This is a genomic window from Oleiphilus sp. HI0132, from assembly GCF_001635845.1.
This window is the reverse complement of the sequence record NZ_LWGJ01000269.1, coordinates 1-12,656: the sequence shown is the minus strand read 5'-3', so window position 1 is coordinate 12,656 and position 12,656 is coordinate 1. Positions and strand designations below refer to the sequence as shown.

The following is a 12,656-nucleotide window of genomic DNA, read 5'->3' as shown; positions in this document are numbered from 1 at the left end:
AGTTTGACGTTGTTCTTGCTGGCGCTGGCGATAAGAAAGTTAACGTAATCAAAGCAGTTCGTGCTCTTACAGGTCTTGGCCTTAAAGAAGCGAAAGCAATGGTTGATGGTGCTCCATCTACTGTTAAAGAAGGCGTTAGCAAAGACGACGCTGAAGCTGCTAAGAAAGAGCTTGAGGAAGCTGGCGCATCTGTTGAAGTTAAGTAACTATAATTATAGTTATTTGATGCATGCAGAAGCACACGCATCCTAACGAAATTGGCTGGTAGCATTTGCTGCCGGCCTTTTTCTGTTGTTAGTTAGTAGATAGCTTTCATTATATTGATGCTAACAAGCATCATAGAACAAACTATAAGAAGGTTTGTTAGAAAGGAATATTTGGCAAAGCCTTGAGCATGCAATAAGTATCTCTTTCTAAACATAGCCTGTTATTAAACGGTGTCAACCGTTCAACAATTCAGACCGTTAAGTCACAAAACTGGGGAATATAAATGGCCTACTCGTATACAGAGAAAAAGCGTATTCGTAAAGAATTTGGCGTGTTACCAACCGTCATGGATGTGCCGTATCTTTTGTCTATTCAAATAGACTCGTACTTAAGCTTCTTGCAGAGTGACAATGACCCAGAGTCTCGTGACGATGTTGGTCTTCACGCTGCATTCAAGTCAGTTTTTCCAATTTTGAGCTTCTCAGGTAATGCTGCATTAGAATATGTGAGCTACCGTTTGGGTGAACCCGCATTTGACGTAAAAGAGTGTATTCAGCGTGGTGTAACATACGCAGCTCCATTGCGTGTTAAGGTTCGATTGATTATTTATGATAAAGAATCATCAAATAAAGCAATCAAAGACATCAAAGAGCAAGAAGTATACATGGGCGAAATGCCGCTCATGACCGAAAATGGTACATTTGTTGTTAACGGTACTGAGCGTGTAATCGTCTCTCAGTTGCATCGTTCTCCAGGCGTATTTTTTGATCACGATAAGGGTAAAACACACTCTTCTGGTAAGTTGTTACACTCTGCTCGTGTTATTCCTTACCGTGGTTCATGGTTGGACTTTGAGTTTGACCCGAAAGACAACGTTTTTGTTCGTATTGACCGACGTCGTAAACTACCTGCATCGATCTTGCTACGTGCGCTTGAATACAGCACACAAGAAATTCTTGAAATGTTCTTCGATACCAGTGCATTCGTTATTTCCGGCGAGAGCTGTAAGCTAGAGTTGGTGCCTGCTCGCCTACGTGGTGAGCTTGCAAGTTTCGAAATTAAAGATGCTGACGGTAAGGTTATCGTTGAAGAAGGTCGTCGTATTACTGCGCGTCATATCAGACAGCTTGAGAAGCTTGGTAATCACCTTGAAGTTCCACGTGAGTACCTACACGGCAAGGTGACAGCGAAAGACTTGATCAATGAAGAAACTGGCGAATTGGTTGTTGAGTGTAATACCGAAATCACTGATGAAGTGATCGATACAATTATTGAAGCGGGTATCGAATCGTTCGAGACGATTTATACGAACGAACTAGATTGCGGCCCGTTCATGTCTGATACGCTAAGAATCGATCCGACAAGTAATCAGCTTGAAGCTCTGGTAGAGATTTATCGTATGATGCGTCCTGGTGAGCCGCCAACTAAGGATTCAGCAGAGAACCTGTTCAAGAACTTGTTCTTTACTTCTGAGCGCTACGATCTTTCTGCAGTAGGCCGCATGAAGTTTAATCGCCGTATCGGACGTAGCGATGAGACGGGCGAAGGCGTACTGTCAAATGAAGATATTATCGATGTCTTGAAAACATTGATCGATATTCGAAATGGTAAGGGTGAAGTTGATGATATCGATCACTTGGGTAACCGTCGTATTCGATCTGTAGGTGAAATGGCAGAGAACCAATTCCGTGTTGGTTTGGTTCGTGTTGAAAGAGCTGTACGTGAGCGTTTGAGCATGGCTGAGTCTGATGGTCTAATGCCACAAGACTTGATCAATGCTAAGCCTGTCGCTGCAGCCGTTAAAGAATTCTTTGGTTCTAGCCAGTTATCTCAGTTTATGGATCAGAACAACCCGCTTTCTGAGGTGACTCATAAGCGTCGTGTATCAGCATTAGGCCCAGGTGGTTTGACTCGTGAGCGTGCTGGTTTTGAGGTTCGAGATGTACACCCGACTCACTACGGTCGCGTTTGTCCTATCGAAACGCCTGAAGGTCCAAACATCGGTTTGATTAACTCTTTGGCAACCTACGCACGAACTAACTCTTTTGGCTTCTTAGAGAGTCCGTATAGAAAAGTTGTTGACAGTGTTGTAACAGACGAGATCGAGTATCTGTCAGCAATTGAAGAAAGTGGCTTCATTATCGCACAGGCTAGTGCTGTTGTTAGTGAAGACGGTAAGCTAACTGAAGAGCTTGTTAACGTTCGATATAAAAACGAATTTACAGTAACGCCACCTGAGAAGGTTAACTATATGGACGTGTCACCACGTCAGGTAGTATCGGTAGCAGCTTCTTTGATTCCTTTCTTGGAACACGATGATGCGAACCGTGCTTTGATGGGGTCAAACATGCAGCGTCAGGCTGTTCCAACCCTACGTGCTGAAAAGCCATTGGTTGGTACGGGTATTGAGCGAATTGTTGCTCAGGACTCTGGTGTATGTGTCGTTGCAGATCGAGGTGGTGTAATCGAACGTGTCGATGCAGGCCGAATTGTTGTTCGTGTTAACGATGATGAGACTGCACAAGGCGACGCAGGTGTAGATATCTACAACCTAACGAAATATGTTCGTTCAAACCAAAATACTTGTATAAATCAACAGCCTTTGGTTAAGCAGGGTGAGCAAATTTCTCGTGGTGACGTACTTGCTGATGGTCCTTCGGTTGATATGGGTGAGCTGGCTTTGGGTCAGAACATGCGTATCGCCTTTATGCCTTGGAACGGTTACAACTTTGAGGATTCGATCCTTGTATCTGAGCGTGTAGTTCAAGAAGACCGTTTCACAACTATCCATATTCAGGAATTGACTTGTGTTGCGCGTGATACCAAGTTAGGTAGCGAAGATATTACTGCCGATATTCCGAATGTTGGTGAGAACGCACTTTCCAAGCTGGATGAGTCGGGTATCGTTTATATCGGTGCTGAGGTGGGTGCTGGTGATATTCTTGTTGGTAAGGTAACACCTAAGGGCGAAACCCAGTTAACGCCTGAAGAAAAGCTACTTAGAGCAATCTTCGGTGAAAAAGCATCTGATGTTAAGGATACTTCACTGCGAGTTTCTACAGGAACGCGTGGTACGGTAATCGACGTTCAGGTCTTTACTCGTGACGGTGTTGAGAAAGATCAGCGTTCGAAAGATATTGAAAACGATCAGCTTGATAAGTTCCGTAAAGATTTGAAAGATGAGTATCGCATTGTTCAGGGCGCAACTTATGAGCGTCTTACAAAAGCTTTGCTTGGTCAGTCTGTAATTTCTGCGCCAGGTTTGAAGAAGGGCGATACCCTTAGTGAAGATTACCTTAAAGGCTTAGAGCCTAGCGATTGGTTCACAATTCGTATGTCTGAAGACTCTCTAAATGAGATGTTGGAGAAGGCAGAGGCGCAATTGGAAGATCGTCGTAAAGATCAGGAAGAGCGCTTCGAAGTTAAGAAGGGTAAGCTTCAGACTGGTGATGATCTCGCACCGGGTGTACTGAAAATAGTTAAGGTTTACGTTGCGATCAAACGTCGTATTCAGCCTGGTGATAAGATGGCTGGACGACACGGGAACAAGGGTGTTATCTCGGTTATTATGCCAGTTGAAGATATGCCATATGATGAGCATGGTAACCCAGTAGATATTGTACTTAACCCGCTAGGTGTTCCGTCTCGAATGAACGTCGGTCAGGTACTGGAAACACACTTGGGTTGTGCTGCAAAAGGTCTTGGTAAGAAAATTGACCTTATGATTAAACAGCAGAAAGAAGTGCAAGAACTACGTGGCCTACTGGATCAAATCTATAACGGTGTTGCTGATAAGAAAGAAGCGTTGGATACCTTTAGTGATGAAGAGATTCTAGAGCTGGCACATAACCTTCGCGGTGGTGTTCCAATGGCGACTCCTGCTTTTGATGGTGCGAAAGAGTCTCAGATTAAAGAGCTTCTTCGTCTAGCCGGTCTTGATGATAGTGGTCAGGTTCAATTATATGATGGTCGTACTGGGGACTCTTTTGATCGTCCAGTTACCGTTGGCTATATGTATATCCTTAAGTTGAACCACTTGATTGATGACAAGATGCACGCTCGTTCTACGGGTTCATACAGCCTTGTTACTCAGCAGCCATTGGGCGGTAAAGCTCAGTTTGGTGGTCAGCGCTTCGGTGAGATGGAAGTATGGGCGCTAGAAGCTTACGGTGCTGCTTATACGCTACAGGAAATGCTTACGGTTAAATCTGATGATGTTAACGGCCGTACCAAGATGTATAAGAACATCGTTGATGGTGATCACCGTATGGAGCCTGGCATGCCAGAATCATTCAACGTACTTGTTAAAGAAATTCGCTCGCTTGGTATTGATATCGAGCTGGAATCAGAGTAGTTCGCAAGTCAATACAAACAATTACGCGGAGGCGAGCGCTTCTAGATGAAGCGTTCGCGGATAGATAACTCCAATTGGAGCAAAACCGATGAAAGATTTATTAAACCTATTAAAAAACCAAAATCAAACTCAGGAATTCGACTCAATTCGTATTGGCTTGTCGTCTCCAGAAATGATCCGATCTTGGTCATACGGTGAAGTTAAGAAGCCAGAAACGATTAACTATCGTACATTCAAGCCAGAGCGTGATGGCTTATTTTGTGCCAAAATTTTCGGTCCTATCAAGGACTATGAGTGCTTGTGTGGTAAGTACAAGCGCCTTAAGCATCGTGGTGTAATTTGTGAGAAGTGTGGTGTAGAAGTTGCGCTTGCTAACGTAAGACGTGACCGTATGGCTCATATCGAACTAGCTAGCCCAGTTGCTCACATCTGGTTTTTGAAGTCTTTGCCGTCACGTATTGGTATGCTTTTAGATATGACTTTGCGTGATATCGAGCGAGTATTGTATTTCGAATCATACATGGTTATTGATCCGGGTATGAGTACGCTTGAGCACGGTCAGCTACTTAGTGACGAACAATATTACGAGGCACTTGAAGAGTTCGGTGATGAGTTCGACGCTAAGATGGGTGCAGAAGCGATTCAAAGCTTACTGCAGAACATCAATCTAGAAGAAGAGATTGAGCGTTTAAGAGAAGAGATTCCAGCGACTAACTCAGAAACAAAAATTAAGAAGCTATCTAAGCGTCTTAAATTATTAGAGTCTTTCCACAGCTCAGGCAATAACCCTGAGTGGATGGTCTTGAAGGTGTTGCCTGTACTTCCACCAGATCTTCGTCCTTTGGTTCCCCTGGATGGCGGTCGTTTTGCGACGTCTGATCTGAACGACCTTTATCGTCGAGTGATCAATCGTAACAATCGTTTGAAGCGACTACTAGAGCTGAGCGCACCAGATATCATTGTTCGTAACGAAAAACGTATGTTGCAAGAATCTGTGGACGCATTGCTAGATAACGGCCGTCGTGGTCGTGCTATCACTGGTTCAAACAAGCGTCCTCTTAAGTCTTTGGCTGACATGATCAAAGGTAAGCAGGGTCGTTTCCGCCAGAACCTTCTTGGTAAGCGTGTTGATTACTCTGGTCGTTCGGTGATCGTTGTTGGTCCTAGCCTTCGTTTGCATCAGTGTGGTTTGCCTAAGAAAATGGCACTTGAGCTATTTAAACCATTTATCTTCTCTAAGCTTGAGCATCGTGGTTTAGCTACGACCATCAAAGCGGCGAAGAAGATGGTTGAGCGTGAAACACCTGAAGTATGGGACATTCTTGCTGAAGTAATTCGTGAGCACCCGGTAATGTTGAACCGTGCACCGACACTTCACCGTTTGGGTATTCAGGCATTTGAGCCGGTATTGATCGAAGGTAAAGCGATCCAGTTACACCCACTAGTTTGTGCGGCATATAACGCTGACTTTGATGGTGACCAAATGGCGGTGCACGTTCCTCTGACGCTAGAAGCTCAGTTGGAAGCGCGTGCCTTAATGATGTCTACTAACAATATTCTTGCGCCTGCGAATGGTGAGCCAATTATCGTTCCTTCCCAGGATGTTGTACTAGGTTTGTACTATATGACCCGTGAGCGTATAAACGCTCAAGGTGAAGGTATGGTTTTCTCTGATATTAAAGAGGTTCAGAGAGCATACGGTGCGAAAAAAGTTCACTTGCAGGCGAAAGTAAAAGTTCGTCTTACAGAGGTTACCAAAGATGAAGACGGTAACAATGTAAGCAAGTCGTTGATTGCAGATACGACAGTTGGTCGAGCAATGTTGTTCGATATTCTTCCTGATGGCTTACCATTTGATTTAGTTAACCGCCCGATGGTTAAAAAGGCGATCTCTAAGTTGATCAATACTGCATATCGCGTATGTGGTTTGAAAGATACGGTAATCTTCGCAGACCAGCTTATGTATTTAGGCTTTTCTCAAGCGACGTTTTCTGGCTCATCTATCGGTGTTAACGACTTCGTTATACCTGATGAGAAATATACGATTATCGATGCGTCTTCTGCTGAAGTAAAAGAGATCGAGACTCAGTTTGCCTCAGGTCTTCTGACGCACGGTGAGAAATACAACAAGGTTATCGATATCTGGGCGAGAGCTAACGATAAAGTCGCTAAAGCGATGATGGATAATCTCGGTAAAGATACCGTCGTTGATCGTGAAGGTAAGACGGTTGAGCAAGACTCATTTAACTCAGTCTTTATGATGGCTGACTCAGGCGCAAGGGGCTCGGCTGCACAGATTCGTCAGCTAGCTGGTATGCGTGGTTTGATGGCTAAGCCGGATGGTTCGATCATCGAAACGCCAATCACAGCAAACTTCCGTGAAGGTTTGAACGTACTTCAGTACTTCATCTCTACTCACGGTGCTCGTAAAGGTTTGGCGGATACGGCATTGAAGACTGCAAACTCCGGTTACCTAACTCGTCGTTTGGTTGACGTTGCCCAGGATCTTGTTGTGACCAATGATGATTGTGGCACCAAAGAAGGTCTGTTAATGACGCCAATGATTGAAGGTGGTGATGTTGTTGTACCACTAGGTGATCGTGTATTGGGTCGTGTTGCAGCGAAAGATATCTTTGCACCGGGTGATTTAGAAAATGTTGTTCTGCCTGTTGGCACCTTCTTGGATGAAAAGAAGGTATCCGAACTAGAAAAGGCAGGTGTTGATGAAGTATGGGTTCGCTCAGCGATAACCTGTGATACTCGACACGGTGTTTGTGCCCAGTGCTATGGTCGTGACTTGGCTCGTGGCCATGTTGTTAACAAGGGTGAGGCTGTTGGTGTTATCGCTGCGCAGTCAATCGGTGAGCCGGGTACACAGTTAACGATGCGTACTTTCCACATCGGTGGTGCGGCGTCTAGATCATCTGCAGTAGATAATATTCAGGTTAAGCATGGTGGTAAGATCCGCCTGCATAATATGAAGTCGATTGAACGTAAAGACGGCTGCCTAGTTGTAACCTCTCGTTCTTCTGCGCTAGCAGTAGCTGATGAGCATGGTCGCGAGCGTGAGTGGTATAAGCTTCCTTACGGTGCTGTGATCTCGGCTAAAGACGGTGACAAGATCGAAGCGGGTGGTGTGGTTGCTAAGTGGGATCCACATACGCACCCAATCATTACCGAAAATGGTGGTAAGGCTCAGTTCGTTGGAATGGAAGAGGGTATTACCGTAACGACTCAAACTGATGAGTTAACAGGTCTATCCAATATCCAGATTATCGATCCGAAAGATCGTCCATCTTCAGGTAAAGATATTCGTCCAATGGTTCAGCTTGTGGATGAAGATGGTAACCCTGTCTTATTACCAGGTACGGATAATCCGATTCAGGTATTCTTGCCAGCTAACGCTTTGTTAAATATGCGTGATGGCGACATGGTTGAAGTAGGCGACGTCTTGGCTCGTATTCCTCAAGAGTCATCTAAGACTCGTGATATCACAGGTGGTCTACCGCGAGTAGCTGACTTGTTCGAGGCGCGTAAGCCTAAAGAGCCTTCTATCTTGGCTGAAATTTCTGGTGTTGTTAGTTTCGGTAAAGAGACTAAGGGCAAGAAGCGATTAGTGATTACGCCTAAAGATGGTGCTGAGCCGTATGAAGCATTGATTCACAAGTATCGCCAGTTGAACGTATTCGAAGGCGAAACAGTAGAAAAGGGTGAGGTTATCTCGGATGGACCTTCTAACCCGCACGATATTTTGCGCCTACTGGGTGTTGTGGAGCTATCTAAATACATCACTAACGAAGTGCAGGACGTTTACCGTTTGCAGGGTGTTGTAATTAACGATAAGCATATCGAAGTTATCGTGCGCCAGATGTTGCGTAAAGTTGAGATTACGCAGTCTGGTGATACTGACTTGATCAAGGGTGACCAGGTTGAGTATGTGAAGTTCTTGGAAGCTAATGAAGAGGCTGATTCGAACGACAAGATGCCTGCGCAGTGTGAGCGTCAGTTGTTGGGTATTACCAAAGCTTCGCTTGCAACTGAGTCGTTTATCTCTGCTGCATCGTTCCAGGAAACAACGCGCGTACTGACTGAAGGTGCGGTAACAGGTAAGCGTGACTACTTACGTGGCTTGAAAGAGAACGTGGTAGTGGGCCGTTTGATCCCAGCGGGTACAGGCTTGGCTTACCACTCAGAGCGTAAGCGTAAGAAAGATCAGAAGTTGGCACCTATCGCTGAAGAGGGCTTGGGTGTAAGTGCACAGGATGTTGTTGCAGCATTGAGTGCCGAGCTTAATAAGCAGTAATTGCTTGTTAAGTAAGTGGATGCAGGTGCGGTGAACAAAAAATCACCGCATTGCTTGACAGTTGAGGGGGGCGTCATTAGACTTGCGCCCCTCAACTTTATTGTGCCAGCAATTTCGGCATAGTAGTTTGACGTTTTGTAATGAAACGGTTTTTAAAAATATAGATATTGGAGTTTGCTTACATGGCAACGATTAATCAGTTGGTACGTAAGCCTCGTAAACGTGTAGTCGCGAAAAGTGACGTACCCGCGTTGCAGGCTTGTCCTCAACGTCGAGGCGTTTGTACTCGTGTATACACTACGACACCTAAGAAGCCAAACTCGGCTTTGCGTAAGGTTTGTCGTGTTCGTCTAACGAACGGTTACGAGGTTACATCGTATATCGGTGGTGAAGGCCATAACCTACAAGAGCACAGCGTTGTTCTTATTCGTGGTGGTCGTGTTAAAGATTTGCCTGGTGTTCGTTATCACACAGTTCGTGGTAGCTTGGATACTTCAGGTGTTGCAGATAGACGTCAGGGTCGTTCTAAATACGGTGCTAAGCGTCCTAAGGGGTAGTCTTAGGTCTGTCTGAAAGCGTTAATTGTCATAAATATTTCAATTAACAATGAGATAATTGATTGAAGGATAAGAGTAAGGTCGGACTGGCGAAATATTTCGTTTTATGTCTGAGCGACCCTGAAGACCTTTGATGTTAAAAGAGGGCTTGTCATGCCAAGAAGAAGAGTCGTAGCAAAACGCGAGATACTTCCAGATCCTAAATTTGGAAATCAAACGCTTGCAAAGTTTATGAACCACGTAATGGTTCATGGTAAAAAATCCGTAGCAGAGAAAATTGTATACGGTGCATTAGATGCTGTTAAAGCAAAGGGTCATGAAGATCCTTTAGAGCTGTTTGATAAAGCGCTAGAGTCTATCCAGCCAATGGTAGAGGTTAAGTCTCGCCGTGTTGGTGGTGCTACTTATCAGGTTCCAGTTGAAGTTCGTCCGGCTCGTCAGGTAGCGCTAGCAATGCGTTGGTTGGTGGACTACTCTCGTAAGCGTGGCGAAAAGTCTATGGCTTTGCGTCTAGCGGGTGAGATTATCGATGCAGCCGAAGGTAAGGGTGCAGCGGTTAAGAAACGTGAAGATGTTCACAAGATGGCCGAAGCAAACAAGGCTTTCTCTCACTACCGTTTCTAAGGTATACGAGTGTTATATGGCCTGCATTTTATGCGGGCCTTTTTGGGTTTAAGAGGATAAAAAATTGGCACGTAAGACTCCAATTTCCAGGTATAGAAATATTGGTATTTGTGCGCACGTTGATGCTGGTAAAACAACGACAACGGAGCGAGTTCTTTTCTATACAGGCTTGTCGCATAAAATAGGTGAAGTGCACGATGGTGCGGCGACAATGGATTGGATGGAGCAGGAGCAAGAGCGAGGTATCACGATAACCTCTGCTGCGACCACGTGTTTCTGGTCGGGAATGCAGCAACAGTTTGATCAGCATCGCGTGAATATTATCGATACGCCTGGGCACGTTGACTTTACAATTGAAGTAGAGCGCTCGCTCCGCGTGCTTGATGGTGCGGTTGTGGTTTTGTGTGGTTCGTCAGGTGTGCAGCCGCAAACTGAAACGGTCTGGCGGCAGGCTAATAAATATGAAGTGCCGCGCATGGTCTTTGTTAATAAGATGGACCGAACAGGTGCTGACTTCCGAATGGTAGTCGAACAGTTAAAAGATCGTCTAGGTGCTACGCCAGTGCCTCTGCAAATGACAATTGGTGCAGAGGACGAGTTTAAAGGTGTGGTTGACCTGATTAAGATGAAAGCTATTTTATGGAACGAAGCTGATCAGGGTATGACCTTTGATTACGCAGAGATTCCTGAAGATCTGCTGGATGAGTGTGAGGAGATGAGAGAGTTTCTTGTTGAGTCCGCTGCAGAGGCGGATGATGACTTGATGGAGCTTTATTTAGAAGGTGAGCAGCTTTCTGAGCAGCAAATAAAGCAGGCGATTCGCAAGCGTACGTTGGCGAATGAGATTGTGCCGGTTATTGGCGGTTCTGCCTTTAAGAATAAAGGTGTTCAGGCGATGCTTGATGCTGTTGTTGAGTACCTGCCGTCTCCTGAAGAGGTTAAAGCGATCGAGGGTGTGCTTGATGATGACGAGACTGTTGAGTCTCGAGAGGCTGATGATTCTGCTCCATTTTCTGCTCTTGCGTTTAAGATTGCGACGGACCCCTTTGTTGGTACTCTGACTTTCTTTAGGGTCTACTCTGGATCGCTAAAAACCGGCGATACCGTGTATAACCCAGTTAAGGGTAGGAAGGAGCGCATTGGTCGAATGGTGCAGATGCATGCAAATGACCGAGAAGAAATAAAAGAAGTATTGGCTGGAGATATTGCAGCTGCGGTCGGCCTTAAGGATGTTACTACTGGCGAAACGCTATGTAATATTGAGAACAAGATTACGCTTGAGCGTATGGAGTTTCCAGAGCCTGTAATTTCGGTTGCAGTGGAGCCTCGTACGCAGGCAGACCAGGAAAAGATGGGTGTTGCCCTAGGTAAGCTTGCGCAGGAAGATCCTTCGTTTAGAGTAAAAACCGATGAAGAGACGGGCCAGACGATTATCTCCGGAATGGGCGAATTGCACCTGGATATCATCGTTGATCGCATGAAGCGTGAGTTCAGTGTTGAGGCAAATATTGGTAAGCCGCAGGTGGCTTACCGTGAAGCGATTAAAAATATTAGTGATATTGAAGGTAAATTTGTTCGTCAGTCAGGTGGGCGTGGTCAGTATGGGCATGTTTGGCTTAAGTTTGAGCCCTTAGCGGATGGCGAAGAAGGTTTAGAGTTTGTAAATGAGATTGTTGGTGGTGCTGTGCCGCGTGAGTTTATCCCGGCAGTTGAAAAGGGTATCGCAGAGCAGATGCAAAACGGTATTCTGGCTGGTTATCCGTTGCTAGGTTTGAAGGCGACGCTCTATGACGGCTCTTTTCATGATGTCGACTCTAATGAAATGGCATTTAAAATTGCTGCTAGTATGGCGACTAAAAAGTTGGCATCAGAAGGTGGTGCGGTATTGCTTGAGCCGGTTATGAAGGTTGAAGTGGTAACGCCAGAAGAGAATATGGGAGATGTGGTTGGTGACTTAAATCGTCGCCGAGGTCTCATACAGGGTATGGAAGAGAGCGCCGCTGGTAAGGTGGTTAATGCTGAAGTTCCCTTATCTGAAATGTTCGGATACGCAACAGATTTGCGATCCGCAACACAGGGTCGCGCAACCTACGCGATGGAGTTTTTGACTTATTCAGAAGCGCCAAAAGCGGTTGCAGAAGTGATTATTAATAAATCGTAGTCTTAATTAAACTAAAGTCGGTAGCATAGAAAAAGGGGTGTAACCGTGGCTAAAGAAAAATTTGAACGTAATAAACCGCACGTTAACGTAGGTACTATTGGTCACGTTGACCATGGTAAAACAACTTTGACAGCAGCGCTAACGCGTGTATGTGCAGAAGTATTCGGTGGTGAGAAGGTTGATTTCGCAAACATCGATAATGCACCAGAGGAAAGAGAGCGTGGTATCACTATCGCGACGTCTCACGTTGAGTATGATTCAACTGATCGTCACTACGCTCACGTTGACTGCCCAGGGCACGCCGATTATGTTAAAAACATGATCACAGGTGCTGCTCAGATGGATGGTGCTATCTTGGTTTGTGGTGCGACTGATGGTCCTATGCCTCAGACTCGTGAGCACATCCTTTTGTCTCGTCAGGTAGGTGTACCTTACATTGTAGTATTCTTG

General features: G+C 45.3%; 7 protein-coding genes. All 7 read left to right on the top strand.

The window, feature by feature from the left end; translation table 11 throughout:
• On the top strand, window positions 1-206 hold a 206-nt coding region (gene rplL, locus A3766_RS03305), incomplete at its 5' end, for a 50S ribosomal protein L7/L12 (protein ID WP_068641675.1).
• A gap of 284 nt (window positions 207-490) precedes the next feature.
• Complete coding sequence (gene rpoB / locus A3766_RS03300) at window positions 491-4,561, top strand: DNA-directed RNA polymerase subunit beta (RefSeq protein ID WP_068507426.1); 4,071 nt, start codon at window positions 491-493, stop codon at window positions 4,559-4,561.
• Between the two features lie 88 nt (window positions 4,562-4,649).
• Window positions 4,650-8,864, top strand: a complete 4,215-nt coding sequence (rpoC, locus tag A3766_RS03295) for a DNA-directed RNA polymerase subunit beta' (protein WP_068553379.1) — start codon at window positions 4,650-4,652, stop codon at window positions 8,862-8,864.
• 182 nt (window positions 8,865-9,046) lie between these two features.
• Window positions 9,047-9,421, top strand: a complete 375-nt coding sequence (rpsL, locus tag A3766_RS03290) for a 30S ribosomal protein S12 (RefSeq protein WP_068456027.1) — start codon at window positions 9,047-9,049, stop codon at window positions 9,419-9,421.
• A 153-nt stretch (window positions 9,422-9,574) separates the two neighbouring features.
• The gene (gene rpsG / locus A3766_RS03285) at window positions 9,575-10,045 is read left to right on the top strand and encodes a 30S ribosomal protein S7 (protein WP_068509920.1); all 471 of its coding nucleotides are present in this window, start codon (window positions 9,575-9,577) and stop codon (window positions 10,043-10,045) included.
• A 64-nt stretch (window positions 10,046-10,109) separates the two neighbouring features.
• A complete protein-coding gene (fusA, locus tag A3766_RS03280; protein WP_068509922.1) occupies window positions 10,110-12,206 on the top strand; it encodes an elongation factor G in 2,097 nt (698 codons plus the stop codon).
• 45 nt (window positions 12,207-12,251) lie between these two features.
• Window positions 12,252-12,656 (top strand): GTP-binding protein (locus A3766_RS03275; protein ID WP_156508650.1); only part of this gene is annotated, 405 nt, incomplete at its 3' end.

What these genes read in the sequence shown, in the direction of transcription:
- rpoC (WP_068553379.1), top strand. Translation starts at nt 4,650, where the DNA reads ATGAAAGATTTATTAAACCTATTAAAAAACCAAAATCAAACTCAGGAA.
- rpsL (WP_068456027.1), top strand. Translation starts at nt 9,047, where the DNA reads ATGGCAACGATTAATCAGTTGGTACGTAAGCCTCGTAAACGTGTAGTC.
- rpoB (WP_068507426.1), top strand. Translation starts at nt 491, where the DNA reads ATGGCCTACTCGTATACAGAGAAAAAGCGTATTCGTAAAGAATTTGGC.
- rpsG (WP_068509920.1), top strand. Translation starts at nt 9,575, where the DNA reads ATGCCAAGAAGAAGAGTCGTAGCAAAACGCGAGATACTTCCAGATCCT.